We start from the raw sequence: 20184 nt of genomic DNA, 5'->3' as shown, positions 1-20184 counted from the left end.
CACATGGCCCGTTCGTCTAGCGGTTTAGGACGCCGCCCTCTCAAGGCGGAGATCACCAGTTCGAATCTGGTACGGGCTACCAAGAACTTCAAAGGCTCTTCGGAGCCTTTTTTCATATCTCGATACCAATCCAATCCCACCTCGCCCTAAGTGCAAATCGGGGACGTACCTTTTGTATGCACTTTTGCATACTGGGGACACCCCTTGGCGTGACAGGCTGCTCTGTGGGTTGAAATGAACCCGTCCCCAACCAACCCATCTGACCTGCCGTCTGCATGATTTCCCCACGACCGCAAACTTTTTCAAAAAAGTACTTGCGCCTCCGGTCATCGTCCCCTAATATACTTTCTTGCGCGAAGGCGGCAACGCACGAGCGCAACGGATGCATCAATGGGATGTCGTCTAATGGCAGGACAGCGGATTCTGGTTCCGTCAATGGGGGTTCGACTCCCTCCATCCCAGCCATTCGTCCGTTACATATGGCCCGTTCGTCTAGCGGTTTAGGACGCCGCCCTCTCAAGGCGGAGATCACCAGTTCGAATCTGGTACGGGCTACCAAGAACTTCAAAGGCTCTTCGGAGCCTTTTTTCATACCTCGCCCCGCCCCCAACTATCTTGTCGACAGCTATGACGACTGTCGGGGGCCTTTTGGATTTCTTCAGGGGCAGGAAAAAGAACCGTACAATAGAAGGGTTAGAGTTCTCGTCCGCGATGCGCGCGGATGCTTATCTGAGGAGACGCATGTCGGATTCTTCTAACAAGCTGGCTTCCAAGCCCAGGGTAGCCGCCGAGGCTTCCGGGGGAGACGACCACAAGGGTGCGCGTCGCGGTGCCATCTTCATCGGCATCGTCTTGATCGCCTACGTTGTCTACCTTGTTGTGACCGGTCAGGTCGCCCAGTTCCTGGACGCTATGGGCAGCGTTCAGACCGGGTGGCTTGTGGTCGCATGCATCAGCATGCTGCTCTATCTCATCTTCGGAATCGCCGCCTACGCGATCGCCGTGTGGCTCGACCCGGCCTCTCCGGTCGGTATCCGAGACCTCATCTCCGTCGAGGCGAGCGGCATCTTCTTTGGTAACCTGACGCCCATGATGATGGGTTCCACGCCGGCCCAGATCTATCGCCTGACCAAGGCGGGCCAGAACGTGGGCGAGGCGGGCGCCATCCAGTTCACGCGCTTCATCGTCTATCAGTTCGGCCTCGTTGCCTGGGGCGCCATCCTGCTGATCGCCCGTATGCCGTTCTTCACGGAGCAATACGGCAACATCACGCTCATCAGCGTCTTCAGCTTCGGCGGGCATATCTGCATCCTGCTCGCGATCTTCGCCATCGCCTTGTTGCCCCGCACGGTGATGCGGGCCGCGCATTGGCTCATCTCGCTGCTCGCGCGCGTGGGCGTGGCCAAGGACAAGACCGCAGGCTGGCACGAGTTCGTCGACAGCGAGGTCATGTCGTTCTCCGACAAGTTCAAGCTTGCCGCAGGCCACCTGAGCTCCATGGCGCTCACCGTCGTGATCACCATGCTGCAGCTCGCGTTCTTCTATCTGGTGCCGTACTTCCTGATGCTTTCGTTCGGGCATCACGACGTCGACTTCTTCTCGGTCATGGCGGCGAGCGCCTTCGTGCAGCTGCTCTCTTCCGCCGTGCCCCTGCCCGGCGGAACGGGCGGCGCCGAGGGCGGGTTCGCGCTGTTTCTGGGCCATTTCTACGGCAGCGCGGCCACGGCGGGCTATCTGCTGTGGCGCCTGATCACGTTCATCGCGCCGACGATCCTGGCCGCTCCGCTGCTCGGGCTCAAGAGCTCGCACAACGCGAGCATCCATGACCGCTGGGATCGCGCGATCGCCCGGTTCGGTCGCGACAAGCACGTCAAGTCCGCTCCCTCCGCAGTCGCCGCCGCAGCATCCGCCGCGGAGACTGCGGCTATCGAGCAGGTCGAGGCCGCTGCCGTGAAGGGTGCCGATACGATCGGGCGTCCCGGTGGTGCCGCACCCGCTGCACGGCAGCCGAAACGCGCGCCTCGCAAGCGAGGGACGCAGGTGCGCCGCGCGGTCGACGGCATCACGGTGTCGCCTTCCAGGCTTGCGAAGCAGCGTCCTCACGATCCGCAACCGTAGACGAACGATCTGCGCGCTCCGCTCGGGGCGCGCTTCCTTATTGAAGGGATGGTTATGATTCAAGCTCTTGGGGTGATCACAGCGTGTGCGGCCGCAGCAGGCGGCGCCGGGCTCGCCGTCGCCGGCAACGCGCTGTTCGACTTTGCGCTCAACCCCCGTGCCAAGCATTCCATCATGGCGCGCATCAACGATGGCGAGGTGACCGGGGTCGATGCCGCCGCCATGGGCTCCGACCCCGCGCCGGCCGATGCGCGCCGGTGGTTCGAGCAGTCCAAGCGCGATATTTCCATTCGCCCTCACGACGGGGGCGAGCTGCACGGGTGGCGTATCTGGGGATCCGGCGTCATACCCGGCGATGACGGTCGGCGCGATAGCGCGAGCCCCGATACCGCGCACCGCTACCTGGTCCTTTGCCATGGATACTGCGGGCAGCCGAGCGATCTTGCGCGCGAGGCCCGTGTGGCACACGGCATGGGGTGTTCGGTCCTTCTTCCCGCGGCGCGCGGCTTCGAGCGCAACCGCGACCGGTATGTCGGCATGGGATGGCTCGACGCGCGCGACCTCCTGGGATGGATCGATGCGCTCGTCGCCTTCGACCCCCAAGCGCGCATCGGTCTCTTCGGCGTCTCGATGGGCGCCGCCGAGGTCATGATGGCCTCGGGCGCCGAGCTTTCCGACAACGTGCGCTGCATCGTTGCCGACTGCGGATACACGAGCGTTTGGGACGAGTTCGTCGTCCAGATGAACGACTTGATGCACCTGCCGATCCACCCGCTCCTCGATGCCGCCGAAGCGGTGTGCCGTGTGCGCGCCGGTTACGGGTTCAAGGAGGCGAGCGCCGTCAAGCGCCTGGCGCGTGCCCGCGTTCCCATGCTGTTCATCCACGGCACCGACGATGTGTTCGTGCCCTTCCGCATGCTCGACGAGGTCTACAGCGCCTGCGCGAGCCCGATCAAGGAGAAGGCGGTGTTCGAGGGCGCGGGCCATGGGGCGTGCAGCTATGCAGACCCCGTCCGCTACAGGAATCTCGTGCTCGATTTCCTCACACGCTACCTGTGAGGTGGGGCAAGCGGGCGCCTTCGGCACAGAGGTGAACTCAGTCCCATAGGTTCCGCGCTCGCTGTGGGTATCGGCTGCATCTCATTCATGAATGAACAGAGGTGTCAAACAAACGAATCCTGCGGAAACGCATAACAGGCCCTCGCTCATTCATGAATGAACAAGGGCCTGGGCCGTGCGAGCGTCGCCGTATCCGCTCGTGCGCATCTGCCGTGCGGAGGTCCGTCTCAAAAGCGATGCGCCGGGATTCCTACAGCGCGTCTTCCGGGGCGCCGTGTGCCGAGCGCGTGAGGCGGGCGATGCGCGCGATGAGGGGCACGTGCAGGTTGAAGAGGTTGCACAGGCGCCCGACGAGCAGGGCGGACACGATCGTTCCCACGCCGAGTCCGTTCAGCCGCCCGAACAGCGCAAAGGATAAGATGACGGCGATCGTGACGAGCGTGACGTCAAAGGCAACCTTGCACGTTCCGAAGGGCTTGCGCGTGACCGCCGAGATCGTGCGGACGATGCCCTCGCCCGGCACGACGATGACGTTCGGCGCGACCTCCATCGCGATGCCGAAGCCGAGGATCGCGCATCCTCCGAGCAGGGATGCGACCTGAAGGGGAAGGGTGGTCGGATCAAGCCAGAACAGCAGCGACATGCTGACATCGATCAGCGCGCTGAAGACGAGGTTCACGACGAGCTGAAGGAGCTGTACGGGCTTGAAGTCGCGACGGAGCAGGACGATCTGAAGCACGACATAGACCGTGTTGAGGATGAAGGTGAATTCACCGAAGGTGGGCGCGAAGGCAAGGTCGAGGACATAGGGGATGCTCGAGATCGGCGATGTGCCGAGGGCGGCCTTGGTGATGAAGGCGACGCCGAACGAGTTGATGGCGACGCCGAGGATGAACCAGAGGTAGCGGCGGGCCAGGCGGTCGCCGCCAAGAGAGGTGCGCAGCCCGGAAGCCGCGCCTGCGGTCGATGCAGTTGAATCGTTCATGCTAGAGGGACTCCTCATCATGTGACAGGTTGTCGATGACGCGTGCGAGCAGGTCGGAGAGCGATGAGCGCTCCTCGTCGGTGAAACCGTTCCAGGCGAGCGAATCCACCTCGTCGCAGATGGCGAGAACGCGTCGTGCGGCCTCGCGTCCGGCGTCGGTGAGATAGACGCTCGAGCTGCGCCGATCGACTTCGTCCGATCTGCGCGCGATGAGGCCTTCCGCCTCCATGCGCGCGAGGATGCTGGTCGTGGTCGAGCGGTCCATCACGCAGGCGTCCGCGATGGCGCGCTGCGTGCACCCCTCGTGATCGACGACGTATTCAAGGACCTTCGGCTGGCCCGGCTTGAGGCCGAGGGCGCGCGTCCTGGAGAGCATGGCGCGATTCGAATGGGAAAAGGCGCGCAGCAGCTCATGGTGTATGGGTCGGATATCCCCCGGAAGGCTTTCGGATCGACGGTGCTCCACGAATGCTCCAAACAGTTTGTATACAAACAGTGTGCATGCAAACTAATAGCACGACCGGCGCGGGAAGTCAAACCGGGCGGGGCTCGATGGCCGCGTGGGAGCAGAACGCAAAGCGGGGCCGAACGGCATCCCGGGCGAACTTCTGGGGACAGTCCCTTTTTGTTCACGACGGCGCATGTGCGCCGTCGTGAACAAAAAGGGACTGTCCCCAGAAGTTCGCCCCGCAATCACGGCAAGCCGACTGCTAGGCGGCAACGCAATCTACTGATACCGCAGGCATTCGACCGGGTCGAGCCGTGCCGCCCGGCGAGCCGGATAGAATCCGAAGACGAGTCCGATGGCGATGCTCAGCCCCACTGCCGCGGCGATTGCCTCGGGGGAGATCATGGGGGAGATGGAGGCCCCCTCCATGCCGCCCATGGCGCTGACCAGCCCCAGCGATGACGCACCGATGGAAAGTCCCCAGGAGATGAGGTATCCCAGCACCGTGCCGATGATGCCTCCGGTCACGCATACCACCGACGATTCCACGAGAAACTGCGACGTGATGTCGCGTCGGGTCGCGCCTAGGGCTCGGCGAACGCCGATCTCGCGGATGCGCTCGGTCACGTTCGTGAGCATCATGTTCATGATGCCGATACCGCCTACGAGCAGCGAGATGCCAGCGACGGCGCCCATGATGAGCGAGAAGGAGTTCATGAAGCCGTTCATGGAGTCGATCTGGGACTTCATCGAGTAGACGTAGACGCCCTCGTCGATCTGATCGTCCGGGATGCCCATGACGGCGGCGACCTGCGTCTTGGTGGTCTCCATGAGCGCATCGATGTCCACGCCCTCGTAGGCGATGCCCACCACCTGCGAAAGGTACTCGTATCCGCCGCTGAAGTCGGTGAGCACGGTGGCGAGCGGCATGTACACGGTGATGTAGGTGCTGCCGCTCCCGCTGCCCGTCATGGGCATGCTCTCGTCGATGCCGACGACGGTGTAGTCCTTGTTGTCGAGCCGCACCGTCTTGCCCACGACGCTGGCGTCAGCGCTGCCGAACAGCGCCTGCACGCCGGCGCGGTCAAGGATCACGACGCGCGCGCCGCTCGTCTCCTCCTGCGTGGTGAACAGGCGTCCCTCGGCCAGGCGGACCTGACCGGTCATGGAGAGGTACGATGCGTTGGCGCCGGTGATGCCCACGTCGACGGTCCCGCTATCGGACGAGACCTGGGCGTAGCCGTACGCGGACCCCTCGATCAGCTCGTACTCGGGCATGAGGCGCCTGAGGTCGTCCACGTCGTCTTGGGTCATCTGGTACATGGGGGAGATGTAGACGGCGCGCGCGGCGTTGAGTCCCAGCCCCTCGACGAGCATGTTGCGGACCCCGCCGATGAGCGAGGTCATGGCGATGACCGCCGCGATGCCGATGACGATGCCGAGGATGGTGAGCAGGCTGCGCCCTCGGTTCGCCTCGAGCGAGCGGAGCGCCTCGCGGATCAGGTCGCGCAGGCTCATGAGAGAGCACCTCCTCCCAAGACGGCGGCCGTCTTCCGGTGCGGGTGTCCCATAGGGGACGGGACGGCGAAAAGCGGGCGTCTCGCGGAAGGATCTGCTTCCGGCCTGCCCGCTCCGGGGTCTGGCGCATCGGCGATCGGACGGCGGCCCAGCACCTGCGTGATCTCGGCGGGCGAGGTCACGCCGCGGCGCCTCGTTTTCGTCCCATGCCGCTCATCTTCATGGTAGAGCCGCCCGTCGCGGATGGTGACGGTACGGTCCGCCTGGGCGGCCACGCCGGGGTCGTGGGTGATCAGCACGATGGTCTTTCCGGCGCGCCGCAGGGCGTGCAGCGTCTCGAGCACCATGGCGCCGGTGTGGGAGTCGAGGTTTCCGGTTGGCTCGTCGGCCAAGATGATGGCCGGGTCGTTCACGAGCGCGCGGGCGATGGCCACGCGCTGCATCTGGCCTCCGGACAGCTCGTTCACGCGGTGGTCGTAATGGTCCACGGCGAGCGCGACGGAGTACAGGGCGCGCACGGCACGGCGCTCGCGTTCGGCACGCGGGCAATCGGTGTAGGCGAGCGGCAGCATGACGTTCTCGAGCACGGTCATGCGCGGCAGCAGGTTGAAGCTTTGGAACACGAAACCGATCTGGGTCGCGCGGACCTCGGCGAGCTCGTCGTCGGTGAGCTCGGCCACATCGAGGCCCGTGAGCAGATAGGTGCCCGAGGTGGGGGTGTCCAGGCAGCCGAGGATGTTCATGAGGGTCGACTTGCCCGATCCGGACGGGCCGGTGATGGCGACGAACTCGCCGGGGTCGACGGTGAAGTCGATATCGTGGAGCACATGCGCGAATCCGGCTTCGGTCTCGAAGATGCGGTGGATGCCGCGCATGTCGATGACGGGTCTCATGGCAACGCCCTACAGCGCGTCCGCAGAGGCGGCGCCTGAGCCGACAGCTCCGTCGCCCATGCTCATGGAGCCGCCCGAGATGACGATGATCTCGCCGTCGGCGACAGGCGACGGGGGTATCTCCGGCTCGTCTTCGGGTGCCTGCAGCCCCGCGCCCTCCACGCGCCCGACGACCGCGTAGCTGTCGTTCTGCGTGACGACGGTCACGTCGCGGCGTTCCGCCTCATGCGTCTCGGGGTCGGTCTCGACCATGACGTAGTAGTTCATGCCGTCATCGGTCGACAGCGCCATGGATGGCACCATGACGACGTTGTCGAGCTGCTCGGTGATGAGGGTGACCTGGGCGGTCATGCCGGGCTTGAGGCGCGGGTCGGGCTGGTCGATCAGGATGTCGACGGCGAAGGAGACCGAGGAGTCACCCATGTACATCATGTCCCCCGAACCCGAGGCGATCGACGCGATGTTCTGCACGGTGCCCTGGAGCATGATGTCGTCGAAGGCGGGGAAGCTCACCTGTGCGGTCTGGCCCACGGCCACGCGCGCGATGTCCTCCTCGCTCACCTGGATGGTGACCTTCATCTGGGACAGGTCGGCGATCTGCACGAGGGGCCCGGAGGCGCCCGTCGAGTTCGCGGCCGGTTCGCTGGGGTCGGCTCCCACCTGCGCGTTCATGGCGACGATGCTGCCGGAGCTCGGCGCGGTGACGGTGCGCTGGCCCGCGGTGGCGACGGCCTGGTCGTAGCTCGCCTGCGCGCTCGCCACGGCCCGCTCGGCTGCCGCGACGGAATCCTCGGCTGCGGCGGGGTCGGCGCCGGCGTAGGGGATGACGTTGCCCTCCTCGTCGGTGACCTCGTCGTAAGCGTACCACTCGTTGTAGGCGTCGGTGCGGGCGCGCTTGGCTGCGGCAAGGTCGGCTTCGGCGGCCTGCAGCGACCGCAGCGCCTCGTTGACCGCGAGGTCGAGCTCGGGGTTGTCGATGATCATGAGGACGTCGCCCGCCTGAACCTGCTGGCCGGCGGCGACGCGCACCTCTGCGATGGTGCCCGAGACGGCGGGCGTCACGACGGTGGAGGACAGCGGTTCGAGCGAGCCGCGCGCATCCACCGAATCGGTGTAGGTGCCTGCGATGGCGATATCGGTTATGGGCTCGAAGACGGCCTCGGGCTCCTGGGTGAGCAGGTTGACCGCCACGACCCCCACGAGGGCGACCGCGGCTATCGCTCCCGCGATGATGCCGCGCCTGATGAGCTTCTTGCGTCGCCGCTCGGCGCGACGCGCCTTGAGCTTGGCGTACGCCTCGGCATCCGAGGCGTCGAGGCCCTCGTAGGCATCCTGTGCCTCGGTGCCGGGAAGGACGGGGATCGGGGACTGGGTCGTCTGCTCGCCCGTGTCCTCAGCCGGCATCCGATCGGTGTCCGGCTGCTCGATAGGGGGCGTCGGGTCCGCGACGTTCCGGATATCGTCGGTCATGGTTTCCTCGTTTCGTCATCCCAACAGTGTCTTCAACGCTGGCTACACGATACTCTATGCGCGTCGTGTGCCCGGCAGCGGTTTTGTAAACTTTGGCAAGCGGTCGAGCGGGCCAGCGGTGGGGAATGGGTGTGCCTGGCGGGCGCGCCCCTCCCCGTCGCGGCGAGGAGGGGCGCGCGGCCGCCTCGAACGATCGATGGCTCATCGGCCATATCTTCTAGATCGCGTCGTCGCGCAGGGCTTCCACCACGTTGGCGGCATGGCTGCGCCGCAGCGCGTAGGCCGCGCTCACCACGATGACCGCGAGCACGATGCCGGCGGCGGCAGCGGCCTCGGCGATCGGGGGCTCCAGGGTGAAGGTGGTGAACGAGTACGTCATCGCCTGGGTCAAAAAGGCCGCCGCGATGGCTGCGAGCGCAAGGCCGATCGCAAAGCCGCGCAGCGCGTAGCTCGCGCACTCGTAGGCGATCATGCGCCGGAAGGCCGACTCGCCCATCCCGATGCTCTTGAGCACCGCGAACTCGCGACGGCGCAGGATGAGCGAGTTCGTGAGCGTGTTGAAGACGTTCGCCACGGCGATCAGGCCGCAGATGACGGTGAAGCAGTAGATGAACGTCTGGACCGTATCGGACATCATGCGGTTCTGCATCTTGGTGTCGGCATAGTTCGTGTAGGTGCAATCGAGCTCGGGGAAGTCGGTGGCGACGAGCTCGAGGGCGTCCTGCGCGTTCGCCGCGGTCTCGGCCGACCCGCCCGCATCGAAGTTCATCTGGGCGTCGGCGAAGCCCAGCGTCTCGTTCGCGGCCATGGCGCTGACGGGCAACAGGATGTGCAGGGTGCCCGAACGCGTGGAGATGCCCGTGGGCGCGGTGTCGGCGAGCGCTCCGACGATGATCTCCTTGCGCGCGGTGATGCCCTCGTCGAGCGGGACGAAGCGCTCGGACCCGTCGGGCGCGTTGTACCAGACGCTCGGCTGGCCGTTCGTATCGGATACCACGCCCCCGACGTACATGCCCTCAAGGGGCGCGAACGACACGGTCTCCACGGTGCCGGTGCCCGACAGCGGGCTGTAGTACCCGTACGTGCCGCCCTCGTTCAAGGTGTACTCGTTCAGGGCGATCGCCTGCGGGCGCGCGGGGTCGCAGAACTCCTCACAGGACAGCCCGAGACCGTCGACGTAGGATTCCCAGCTCGCGGTGTCGATGAAGTCGACGTAGATGGGTCCGGACCACGAGCCGTCGGCAAGCAGGGTGCCGAAGAAGTGATCGGAGCCGTCGGACACCATGGAGGCGGGGACGATGGTGTCGGCGACGTAGCTCGCATGGTAGCCCGCGCGCACGGTGCCCTCGAGGCCGTCAGCGGCGTCGTAGAGGCGTGCGAGCGCGTCTGCCAGCGCCTCGTTGTCCACCTTCCCGTCCTCGCGCACGATGGTGCCCGTGCTGCCCTCGGCCGTCGTGGCGTCGATGCGCACCTGCAGGTCCGTGCCGTCCGCCGCGTCGATCGCGGTGCCGCTCGCGTAGTCCATGACGCTGCCGATGACGCCCGAGATGATGAGCAGGGCGACTGATACGGCGAGTGCGGCGACCGTGACCCTGCCCTTGCTCGTGGCGCGCGTCAGGTTGCGGTGGGCGATGAACCCGGGGATGCCGAAGAGGCGCGCGGAAAGGCCGCGGAGGCGGACGGTGCCGCCGTCTGCCGTGCTCTTTCCCGCACGGGCGAGCGCGCGCCGCGCGCGGCGGGTGAGGTGGATGTCGCGGGTCTGGCGGATGGCGTCCACCGCCGAGACGCGGGAGGCGCGCAGGGCAGGGATCCATGCGCTCACGAGCACGGTCGCGAGCGCCACGCCGGCGGAGATGCCAAGCACGGCGGGGCTCACGGTCACGCTCACCTGGATGCCGTAGGCGTCCACGTCGAACATGGCGGCAAGGCCGCTTCCAGTGAGCTGGAACACGGCGAGGCAGCCGATAAGGCCGAGCACGAGCCCGATGGGGATGCCGACCGCGGAGAGCAGCAGCGCCTCGGTGAGCACGGTGCGGCGGAGCTGGCGCTTGCTGGCTCCCAGGGAGGCCAGCAGCCCGAACTGGCGCGTGCGCTCGGCAACCGAGATGGCGAAGGAGTTGTACACGAGCGAGACCCCGGCCACGGCGATGACGACGGCGAGCACGCCGGCGATCATGTAGAGCGTGTTCCACACCTCTGAGCTCCCGGTGACGCCCTGCCAGCGCAGCAGGCTCGTGTGGGTGGCGACCCCGCCAGCCTGGGGGTCGATGTCGGCGGAGAGCTCGTCGGCGATCGTCAAGGCATCCTGCGGGTCGTTCGTGGTCAAGATCGAGTAGACGCAAGTGGCGTCTGATGCGTCGGCGAGAGCGTCCTCGACCTCGTCTCCCGAGGGGTAGGCGTAGACGCTGTTGCCCTGCAGGGCGCGGGTGGACGAGAAGCCGTAGCTGCGGTAGAAGCCCACCACGGTGCCGCTGACCTGGCCGAGATCCGCGTCGAAGGTCTCTTCGACCGTGTCATCCTGGAAGTAGGTGCCCCGAAGCGAGGTGCCGGCTGCCGTCAGGCCGCTGTCGTCCTCCAGATAGCGCAGCGTGCGTTCGCCGAGCTGGGCCGTGACGGTGCTACCAAGCTCGATGGCGGACGCGCCGTCGGCGCCCTGCACGGAAAGCCCGCAGGGCGCGAGCTCCACGCCCTCCAGGTAGTGGGGCAGGGCGATCTCCCCGGGGGCCTCGGGCGCGCGGCCGGCGGTGATCTCGGGGCCGGTGACCAGGCGTTCGCCTTCGGGGTTCACGGGCCAGGTCTTGGCGAACAGGTAGCTGCCGTAGTCGGCTGCGTTGTCGTCGCCCATCTGGATCGCGCCGAGCTCGGCGACGTCCAGCCGCGCGGCGACGCGCCCGTCGCCCTCGAGCGGGCGTCGGCGGGGACGTTCGCGGCCTCGACCTGCCAGGAGCCCTCGTCGGCCGCCGTGCGCTCGTAGAGCATGTTCGACATGCTCACGACGCTCGTGAGCACGGCGCAGACGAGCGCGCAGGACAGCGCGATGCCGATGATCGAGACGATGGTGCGGGTGCGGTTGCCAAAAAGCGACCGCAGGGAGAAGTGGGTGAAGATGTTCATGGTGGTCCTCCTGCGACGCGCGGGCTAACCGCGGCGCTCGTCGCGCACGAGCCGGCCGTCCTCGATGGCGATCACGCGATCTGCCATGAGGGCGATGTCCTCGTCGTGCGTGATGACGATGAGCGTCTGCTTGAGCTGGCGGTTCGAGTCGCGCAGGAGCTTCATGATCTCCGCGGAGTTCTTGGAATCCAGGTTGCCGGTGGGCTCGTCGGCGAGCAGGACCGCCGGCGAGTTCATGAGGGCGCGCCCGATGGCCACGCGCTGCTGCTGGCCGCCGGAGAGCTGGTTGGGCAGGTAGTGCTCGCGCCCGGTGAGCTTGAGGGCGCGCAGGAGCATCTGCAGGCGCTGCTCGTTCACCGTGCGGCCGTCCATGAGGACGGGCAGCGTCATGTTCTCCACGACGTCGAGCACGGGGATGAGGTTGTAGAACTGGTAGACGAGGCCAACCTCGCGGCGACGGAAGATCGCGAGCTGCTCGTCGGTTCGCGCGAAGATGTCCTGCCCCTGGAGCTTCACGGTGCCCGACGTCGGCCGGTCGACGCCGCCGATCAGATGGAGGAGGGTCGATTTGCCCGATCCCGAGCTGCCGATGATGGCGATGAACTCGCCCGCATCGACGGTGAAGCTGACGTCGTCGAGCGCGCGGACCGCCGTGTCGCCGCTTCCGTACACCTTGGTGAGATGTTCGATTGAAAGGATGTTCATGATGTTCCTTTCGTCGCCGTTACGTTCACCTTGATTCTGGATGCGCGACCTTTCCCCCACATGACCGCGAGGTGACACATCTGTCACATGCAAATCGGGGGACGTACCTTCCGCGTGCATAATTGCACGCGGAAGGTACGTCCCCCGATTTGCACAGGGAGGGGGCGCCCCCGCGGGCATTCGTCAGACGGTGGCCTTGAAGAACGCGATCTCGAACTGCGCTCCGGTGACGATGCCGTCGGCGTCGCGCACGTTGCGCGCCCGGATCCTGCCGTCTTGCGCGACGACGAGGCTTCGCGCGAGGGCGAGGCCGATGCCGACGCCGGCGGGATTGACCTCGGCGCTCTCCGCGTGCTTCGCGCTCCCGCGATAGAAGCGCTCAAAGATGTGGGGCAGGTCCTCCTCGTCGATTCCCGGGCCCGTGTCGGTGACGATGAGGCGGCAGGCGAGGGGATCCTCGACGACGTCGATGGTCACCGTGCCGCCAGCGGGCGTGTGCTCCAGGCTGTTCTTGAGCACGTTCTGGAGCGCCTCGATGCTCCACGAGAGGTCGCCCGTAAAGCTCGCCTTATCGTCGATGCGGGTGATGAGGGCGACGTCGGCCAGGTCGAAGGGGATGGCGAGCGGGGCTATGGCCCCCTTCACCACATCGCCCGCGCGAACGGTCGCATGCGCCAGCGCGATGGTCCCCGCATCCATCCGGGCAAGTTTGAGCAGGGCGGACACGAGCCACGACACGCGCTCCTGGAGCCCCTCGATCGCGCGCAGCTTCTCGGCGAGTTCGGCCACGTCCTTCTCGGTGAGATGCGTGCCGTCCTCCACGATCCGGGCGTGCACGAGGTCCGTCATGATGGAGAGCGACGTCAGCGGCGTCTTGAGCTGATGGGAGATGTCCGCAAGCGAATCGGACAGCAGCGTGCGCTCCGCTTCGAGCTGCTCGGTCGTGATCGCGAGCCTTTGGAACACCTTGTCGATCTCGTTCGAGAGTATCGCGAGCTCCCCCTCGCGCGCCTGCGCCAGATTGAGGCGACGGGTGCCGTTGAGGCACTGGTCGAGCTCATGGGAGAGCCTGCCGATCGCGCGGTAGCGCGCCCGCGTGGACACGCCGACCACGACTCCGAGGACCACGGCGCATGCGAGCACGCAGATCGCCGCCTGAGAGCCCGCCGCAAGGCCCGCCGCCGCGATGCAGATGCACGAGGCGAGAACGAAGGCGGCGAGAAGGAGGGCGAGCTCGCGGTTTCGTGACAGCATGGGACCTCGCTATCCTTGCGCCTTGTAGCCGAGCCCGCGAACGGTCTGGATGAGCCTCGGCGACGTCGGGTCGGACTCGATCTTGTTGCGCAGGCGGTTGATATACACCGTGAGCGTGTTCTCCTCGATATAGGTCCCTGCGTCGTTCCAGAGCGCATCGCGTATCGCCTCGCGTGTGATGAGCTTGTCCGGATTCGTCGCGAAGAGCAGGAGCAGCCGGTACTCCATCGCGGAGAGGACCACTTCCGTGCCGTCGCGCTCCACGCGCGCCCGGTCGGTGTCGATGGCGATCGGTCCCAGGTGAACGATGTGGCGCGCGGGTTGCGTCCGGCGCAGCGCCGCGGCGATGCGCGCGAGGAGCTCGCGCGGGCGAAACGGTTTGGCGATGTAGTCGTCGGCGCCCATGGTCAGCCCCGTCACCGTGGTGAACTCGTCGTCCGAAGCGGTCAGGAAGATGACGGGAAGCTCGGGCCTTGCCTGCTTGATGGCGCCGCAGACGGCCAACCCGTTGCCCTGCGCCAGCGTGATGTCGAGCAGCACGAGCTGCACGGCAGCCTGCGGGCTCGCGGGTTCGATGGCAGCGCGAATCGCCCGGTTCTGCGAATCGACGGCGTCCACGGCGTACCCTTCGCGCGCGAGCAACTCCGACAGCGATTCCACGATGAGCGGGTCATCTTCCACAAGCAGGATATGAGCTGGCATGGCGTGCCTTTCTCGATGCGTGAAACGAGGGGGCGATGATCGGTCGCCTTCGGTCATAGTACCTGAATGCCGGATGCGGGCCAATCGGACCATCCGGCAAGGGTCTTCGCCGGGCCATGAAGAAGGCCGCCCTGGGGGAGCGGCCTTGAAGAAGATCGGTTCTGGGACCCGCTACATGTGGACGATCACGCAGTCGTTGAGCTGCACGATGTTGAAGAGCTCGGCAGCCTTGTCCGGAGGCAGGTTCACGCATCCGTGGCTTCCGGTCCACGTGTAGGCGGTGGGGTCGTTGAAGCTCGACGACGCCTGCCAGTCGGCATCGTGCAGTCCCACGGCGCCGCCGATGAAGCTCATCCAGTAATCGACGTAGCTGATGTACTCCGGCTCGCCCGTCTCGGGGTCTTTCGCGCCGGTGAGTTGGACGTTTTGCTCCTTGTTGTTGATGAAGTAGATGCCGGTCGGGGTGTCATGGCCGGTGTTCGGATTGCCGGTGATGCAGCCCGACTCCCATACCAGCTGGTCGTTGGCATCGTAGTAGCGCACGCGCTGCTCCGAGATGTCGATATCGACGTAGGCGCCCCAGTCGCGACCGCCCATGCCGTTGTACTGCGCCGCCGTCTGCTTCGTCGGGATCTGGATCTCCCCGGTCTGCTTGTTGGCCACGGCATCCTGGATGAGCTGCGCGAGGGTCGCCTCGTCGCTCACCCAGCCGTAGGTTCCGCCCGAGATCGCGACCTGCTTGCCGTCCGGGCGCGTGTAGGTGCGTTCGGTGCCGACGGTGTCGAGCTGCGTCGAGGCGAGGTTGCGGATCAACTGCCCCAAGGCGCCCGAGCGCTCGCCGCCCAGACGTGCAAATATGGAACGAGACTCATCCGCCGACACGGACACTGCCCACTGCCGACGCGCCTCACGCTCGATGGAATGCGCCTCATCGACAACCCAATGCCTGATCGGGGGCAATATCTTGCCGTCCGCCGCAACGTTGCGGAACAGCAGCGAGTGATTGGTCACGACGACATCCACGCGCGCCGCACGCCGGCGAGCGCCGTGTACAAGGCACTTGTCAGGGAAAAACGGGCAGAGCCTGCGGGCGCACTCGCGTGAAGGGGTCGTCAGGTCCGCNGTGCGCGCGCCCGCGCTCGCGGCCGCGGCCTGAGCAGCATCAAAGTAGACGGTGCTGTCGGGATCCTGGGGGTTGGAGGGCACCGCGGAGCGCCCCGCCGCATGCCGATGAGATGTCTGCCGGGACGCGCGTCCGGGCATCTGCGAGGGGTCCACGGGGGTCAGACGATCCATGCCATCTTCATTGAAAGCCATGCTTCGTTCAAATCCTTTACCTATGATAAGCTGCGGCTTGTGCCGCGCGTAACGTTCGGCTGGATTATACCTGCCCGCGGGGACATATGGTTGCGCCCCGTGGGTGTTTCATCTCGAATTGAAACCATTCTCATCAAGAGCACGCATTCATACCGCACTTTTGATATACACGAGCACGCCTCAAGGGTGATTATGCGGGGTCTTGCTCGGCGGCGGAGCCCCGCAACGCTGTGGAAACAGGCCTGGGCGCTGACGGCGACACAAAATGGGCAGTTTGGCACGCTAAGTGCCCTTATAAACCCCTTATAGCGTGCCATTTCGCCCATTTTGTGTCATTGACCCCCTGTCTCCGTCATGTTCGAGGGGGTTTAGGGCGAGACGGCTGAGCGCGAGCGGCCGGTCTTCAGGGATCCTATCCGCAGATGCCGCACCTGCGGCAGGCCTCGAGCGCGCTCGGGGCGACGGCGATGCCGCCCTTGGCGGTCTCGCGCAGGCTTGCGGGAAGCGCGTGGCCCACGGCGAGCATGACCTTCGTCATCTCGTCGAAGGGTACGAAGCTCCTGATGCCGGACAGCGCGAGCTGGGCAGCCGAGAACGCGGCGGCGACGCCGATGGCGTTGCGGTTCTGGCAGGGGACCTCGACGAGGCCTCCGACCGGGTCGCACACCAGGCCGAGCAGGTTGGACAAGGCGATGGATGCCGCATCAAGCGCGCAGGTGGGGGAGCCGCCGAGCATCTGGACGAGGGCCGCGGCCGCCATGGCCGCAGCGCTTCCGACCTCCGCCTGGCATCCGCCCTCCGCACCGGCCACGCACGCGGCGGTCGAAAGATTGAGCCCGATGGCGGCGGCGCAGAACAGCGCATCCATGATCTGGTTGTCGTCGAGGCCGAGGTGCTCCGCGGCGGCCAGCACGCAACCGGGGACGACGCCCGCCGAGCCCGCGGTCGGGGCGGCGACGATGACGCCCATGGACGCGCTGCGCTCGAGCACGGCCATCGCGCGGGCCACCGCCATGGTCTGCACCTCGCCCATGAGCGCGGAAGACAGGCGGCCGACGCCGTTCAGGGCTACGTTGTGCGCCTCGCCGCCGATGAAGCCGCCCAAGGAGCGCTGGGGCCGGCGGATCGGCGCGGTCGTCTCCTCGCGCATGATGGCGAGCACGCGGCGCATCGAGGCGACCGCGCGGTCCTCGCCGATCAGGTTCGCCTCGCGCACGGCCATGACCGCGCCGATGTTCATGCTCATCTCCTTGCACGCCGCGAGCAACTGCTCGCCGTCGTCGAACAGCTCGGGTGTGGAGACGCCGGGGGCGAGCGCGGAGGCGGATCCGGGAAGCTCGATGAAGGTCGCGTAGTTGACGGCGTCGAGTTCGCGCACGCGCGGCAGGACACCTTCTCCCGGCGCGCCATCGGTCTCGAAGACCGAGTAGGCCTTCCCGCCCGCCTCGGTGCGGTAGGTGCGGCAGAACGCGATGTTGACCTGCGCGTCGGCAAGCAGGCTCGTCAGGGCTGCAAGGGCTCCGGGGACGTCGCGATGGGCGACGAACAGCGTGCTGTACGCGCCCGAGATGTCGACGCCCACGCCGTTGATGCGGGTGATGCGCATGCGGCCGCCACCGAGGCTCTCGCCGCGCACGGTGACATGGGTGCCGCGGTCGTCCCACATATCGATGTCGACGGTGTTGGGATGCAGGCTCGAATCGTCCCCGCCGACCACGAACTCGTAGGCGAGGTTGCGCTCGTCGGCGAGCTGAAACGCGTTGCGGATGCGCTCGTCGTCGCAGGAGAGGCCGAGGATGCCGGCCACGAGGGCGCGATCGGTTCCGTGGCCGCGGTAGGTGTGGGCAAAGCTGTTCCACAGCGTGAACCGGACGCGCCGGATCGTGCCCTCAAGAAGAGACGAGGCGACGTTTCCGCAGCGCAGCGCACCTGCGGTATGCGAGGAGGACGGCCCCACCATGATGGGGCCGAGAATCTCGAACGCCGATGTGGTTGCCAGGGTCTGAGGTTTGGATGCCATGATCGCTCCCACGGTTAACGGTTATCGTTCGTAATCACCGCCCTATTGTCCCGCCTCGGCTGCCGTAAGTGAATAGAAGTTTTCATGGAGCGGAGATAATGCGCGAAGTTTTTTCAAAGCCCTAATAATTCCCTTATCGAACGCTTTGAAAACGGGCGTCCCGTTCCCATACTGTCAGAAGGAGAGGTGATGGAAGATGAAGATCTTGGTGACGGCGTTCGAGCCGTTCGGCGGCCAGACGATGAATCCCGCACAGGAGGCGGTCGGTCGCCTTCCGTCGCGCGTGGAGGGCGCCGACATCTCACGCGTGACGCTGCCCGTCGCGTTCGGTCGGGACGGGGAGGTCCTGGTCCAAGAGATCGAGCGGCACGATCCCGACGTGTGCCTGTGTGTGGGCCAGGCGGGCGGTCGCGCACAGGTGACGCCCGAGTTCGTGGGCATCAACTACATGCTGGCGAGGATCCCGGACAACGAGGGCTCGCGCCCCGCGGGGATCCCGGTCGTCGAGGGCGGGCCGGCTGCATATTTCACGACCCTGCCGGTGCACGCCATGGTCGCACGCATGCGCGAGAGGGGCGTGCCCGCGTCCGTGTCGTACTCCGCGGGGACCTTTTGCTGCAACGAGGTGCTCTACACGGCGCTTCACGCCGCGGCCACGGCGTATCCGCGGATGCGCGCCGGGTTCATCCACGTCCCTTTTGCCCCCGAGCAGGTGGAGCGGAGCGGAGGCGATTATCCGAGCATGCCCGTCGACATGATGGTGGAGGCGCTGACGATCGCCATCGAGACGTGCGTCGCGATACGGCAAGGCGACGTCGTGTCGACCTCGTCGGGTACCGAGTCGTAGCGCCGGCCCGGAGTTTTAGGGACAGTCCCTTTTGGTTCATGAGGGCGCAAGCGCACCCTCATGAACCAAAAGGGACTGTCCCTAAAACTCCGGGCCGGCGGCTCGGCGGCGGCGCAACTTATAGCGCCATGCCCTTTGCGCGGTCGATGCGCGCCATGCAGTCGTCGCGGCCGATGAGCTGCATGGTCTCGCCGAGCGGCGGGCTCACCATGTTGCCGCACTCGGCGACGCGGACGGCCTGGAACACGATGCGCTTCTTGAGGTCGAGCGCCTCGGGCAGCGGCTCGAGCGCGGCATCGATGTTCTCCGCGGTCCAGTCGTCGGCGGCAAGCGTGCCGAGGGCGACGCGCGCCGCGTCGAGGATGCGGCCCATGCCCTCCTTGGCGAGGCCCTTGTTGACCGACTTCTCGTCGTAGACGAGGGTCTTGGCGGTCGCGAAGACCGGCGCGGACACCTCGACGGAGTCCGCGGGCATCTTGGTGCGCGGGCGAACGATGCCGGCCAGCAGGTTCCACCAGGCATCGGGGTGCGCGGCGCGCAAGGCGGGCTTGCCGGCGGCCTCAAGCTGGGGCAGCAGGATCTGGTCGATGAACGAGGCGTCGTCCATGGCGTTGATGTACTCGGCGTTCATCCAGTCGAGCTTCTTGGGGTCGAACGTCGCGGGGTTCTTGGAGATGCGCTCGAGCGAGAACTCGCGGGCGAGCACGTCGCGCGGGATGACGGTGGTCTCGCCATCGAGCGACCAGCCGAGCAGGGCGAGATAGTTGACGAACGCGTCGGACAGGTAACCGGCGTCGCGGTACTCCTCGACCGACGTCGCGCCGTGGCGCTTGGAGAGCTTCTTGCCGTCGGCGCCGAGAATCATGGAGATGTGGGCGAACGTGGGTACGGGGGCGCCGAGCGCCTCGTAGACCATCACCTGGCGCGGGGTGTTGGAGAGGTGGTCGTCGCCGCGGATGACATGGGTGATGCCCATGAGCGCGTCGTCGACGACGGTGGCGAAGTTGTAGGTCGGCGTTCCGTCGGAGCGGAAGATCACGAAGTCATCCAGCTCCTTGGCGTCGAAGATGACCTTTCCGTGGACGGCGTCGTCGATGACGACGTCTCCGCGGTCCTCGGGCACCTTGATGCGCAGCGTGTAGGGCTCGCCCGCCTCCATGCGCGCGCGGGCCTCGTCGGCGGGGATGTTGCGGCAGCGGCGCTGGTAGCCCTGGAAGGGGTCTTTGCGCTCCTGGGCGGCCTTGCGATCGGCTTCGAGCTGTTCGGACGTGCAGAAGCAGGGGTACGCCTTGCCCTCGGCGAGCAGGCGCTCGGCGGCCTCGCGGTACAGGTCGAGGCGCTCGGTCTGGGCGTACGGCCCGAAGTCGCCGCCGACCTCGGGACCCTCGTCCCAATCGAGGCCGAGCCAGCGCATGGCGCGCAGGATGACCTGCGTGTTCTCCGCGGTGGAGCGGGTGGGATCGGTGTCGTCGATGCGGAGGATGAACGTGCCCCCGTTGGCGCGCGCGAACGCCCAGTTGTAGATTGCCGTGCGGGCGCCGCCGATATGCAGCTTGCCGGTGGGCGAGGGCGCAAAGCGCACGCGGACGTTTGAGCTCATGGATGTGCTCCTTGTGGTAGGGATTCTCGGTAACGTGCTGCATTATATGGCAAGCGGGAGCAAGGTTTACGGTTGCCGCGTTCGTTTGCGGGTATAGAAGTGAAAATAAACATCGTTGCGTCCCGGCGGACGCT

15 protein-coding genes, 3 tRNA genes and 2 pseudogenes are annotated in these 20184 nt (G+C 66.2%); 6 read left to right on the top strand and 14 right to left on the bottom strand.

Annotation, left to right across the window (positions count from 1 at the left end):
- The first annotated feature begins 5 nt into the window (after positions 1–5).
- The 5 genes from BN3789_RS07970 to BN3789_RS07950 all read left to right on the top strand — a co-directional run bounded on the left by BN3789_RS07970 (position 6) and on the right by BN3789_RS07950 (position 3177).
- A tRNA-Glu gene (locus BN3789_RS07970) sits at positions 6–82 on the top strand.
- A gap of 309 nt (positions 83–391) precedes the next feature.
- Positions 392–465 (top strand) — tRNA-Gln (locus tag BN3789_RS07965).
- A 16-nt stretch (positions 466–481) separates the two neighbouring features.
- Positions 482–558 (top strand) — tRNA-Glu (locus BN3789_RS07960).
- Between the two features lie 183 nt (positions 559–741).
- Positions 742–2118 carry a lysylphosphatidylglycerol synthase transmembrane domain-containing protein gene (locus tag BN3789_RS07955; protein WP_066832530.1) on the top strand — a complete coding sequence of 459 codons (1377 nt, stop codon included), beginning with the start codon at positions 742–744 and terminating at the stop codon, positions 2116–2118.
- A 54-nt stretch (positions 2119–2172) separates the two neighbouring features.
- Entirely contained in the window at positions 2173–3177 is a 1005-nt protein-coding gene (locus tag BN3789_RS07950; protein WP_066832527.1) for an alpha/beta hydrolase, read from the top strand.
- A gap of 250 nt (positions 3178–3427) precedes the next feature.
- On the opposite strand, the gene BN3789_RS07945 is transcribed toward BN3789_RS07950, so the two are convergent.
- From BN3789_RS07945 to sdaAB, 13 genes and pseudogenes are all read right to left on the bottom strand, one after another.
- Positions 3428–4162: a YczE/YyaS/YitT family protein gene (locus tag BN3789_RS07945; RefSeq protein ID WP_202615097.1), complete on the bottom strand. Its 735-nt coding sequence runs from the start codon at positions 4160–4162 to the stop codon at positions 3428–3430.
- 1 nt (position 4163) lies between these two features.
- Positions 4164–4628: a MarR family winged helix-turn-helix transcriptional regulator gene (locus BN3789_RS07940; RefSeq protein ID WP_147569614.1), complete on the bottom strand. Its 465-nt coding sequence runs from the start codon at positions 4626–4628 to the stop codon at positions 4164–4166.
- 261 nt (positions 4629–4889) lie between these two features.
- Positions 4890–6128, bottom strand: a complete 1239-nt coding sequence (locus BN3789_RS07935; protein WP_066832524.1) for an ABC transporter permease — start codon at positions 6126–6128, stop codon at positions 4890–4892.
- 215 nt (positions 6129–6343) lie between these two features.
- A pseudogene (locus BN3789_RS07930) lies at positions 6344–7021 on the bottom strand (ABC transporter ATP-binding protein); the annotation flags it as partial.
- Between the two features lie 9 nt (positions 7022–7030).
- Positions 7031–8491, bottom strand: a complete 1461-nt coding sequence (locus BN3789_RS07925) for an efflux RND transporter periplasmic adaptor subunit (protein WP_066832521.1) — start codon at positions 8489–8491, stop codon at positions 7031–7033.
- Between the two features lie 217 nt (positions 8492–8708).
- Positions 8709–11336: an ABC transporter permease gene (locus BN3789_RS07920; RefSeq protein WP_229254264.1), complete on the bottom strand. Its 2628-nt coding sequence runs from the start codon at positions 11334–11336 to the stop codon at positions 8709–8711.
- Positions 11276–11605: a hypothetical protein gene (locus tag BN3789_RS13255; protein ID WP_229254263.1), complete on the bottom strand. Its 330-nt coding sequence runs from the start codon at positions 11603–11605 to the stop codon at positions 11276–11278. Before BN3789_RS13255 ends, BN3789_RS07920 begins: the two co-directional genes overlap by 61 nt.
- Positions 11606–11629: 24 nt before the next feature.
- Positions 11630–12310, bottom strand: coding sequence for an ABC transporter ATP-binding protein (locus BN3789_RS07915; protein WP_066832517.1), 681 nt, complete (start codon positions 12308–12310; stop codon positions 11630–11632).
- 183 nt (positions 12311–12493) lie between these two features.
- Positions 12494–13564 carry a sensor histidine kinase gene (locus tag BN3789_RS07910; protein WP_147569611.1) on the bottom strand — a complete coding sequence of 357 codons (1071 nt, stop codon included), beginning with the start codon at positions 13562–13564 and terminating at the stop codon, positions 12494–12496.
- 9 nt (positions 13565–13573) lie between these two features.
- The gene (locus BN3789_RS07905) at positions 13574–14266 is read right to left on the bottom strand and encodes a response regulator transcription factor (protein ID WP_066832514.1); all 693 of its coding nucleotides are present in this window, start codon (positions 14264–14266) and stop codon (positions 13574–13576) included.
- Positions 14267–14437: 171 nt separating this feature from the next.
- On the bottom strand, positions 14438–14863 hold the full coding sequence (locus BN3789_RS13250; RefSeq protein WP_229254276.1) for a L,D-transpeptidase: 426 nt from the start codon (positions 14861–14863) through the stop codon (positions 14438–14440).
- Positions 14864–15040: 177 nt separating this feature from the next.
- Positions 15041–15388, bottom strand: a pseudogene (locus tag BN3789_RS13245) (helicase C-terminal domain-containing protein); the annotation flags it as partial.
- Positions 15389–15995: 607 nt separating this feature from the next.
- On the bottom strand, positions 15996–17603 hold the full coding sequence (gene sdaAB / locus BN3789_RS07895; RefSeq protein ID WP_066832508.1) for an L-serine ammonia-lyase, iron-sulfur-dependent subunit beta: 1608 nt from the start codon (positions 17601–17603) through the stop codon (positions 15996–15998).
- A gap of 196 nt (positions 17604–17799) precedes the next feature.
- Here sdaAB and pcp point away from each other — a divergent pair, with 196 nt between their 5' ends.
- Positions 17800–18450, top strand: a complete 651-nt coding sequence (gene pcp, locus BN3789_RS07890) for a pyroglutamyl-peptidase I (RefSeq protein WP_066832505.1) — start codon at positions 17800–17802, stop codon at positions 18448–18450.
- A 118-nt stretch (positions 18451–18568) separates the two neighbouring features.
- On the opposite strand, the gene gltX is transcribed toward pcp, so the two are convergent.
- Positions 18569–20050: a glutamate--tRNA ligase gene (gene gltX, locus BN3789_RS07885; RefSeq protein ID WP_066832502.1), complete on the bottom strand. Its 1482-nt coding sequence runs from the start codon at positions 20048–20050 to the stop codon at positions 18569–18571.
- Positions 20051–20184 lie beyond the last annotated feature (134 nt).

This window comes from Collinsella ihumii (assembly GCF_900046475.1).
In the GTDB taxonomy this organism is placed as follows: Bacteria; Actinomycetota; Coriobacteriia; order Coriobacteriales; family Coriobacteriaceae; genus Collinsella; species Collinsella ihumii.
The sequence above is the reverse complement of the archived record's forward strand: the minus strand, read 5'-3'. Positions and strand labels throughout refer to the sequence as shown.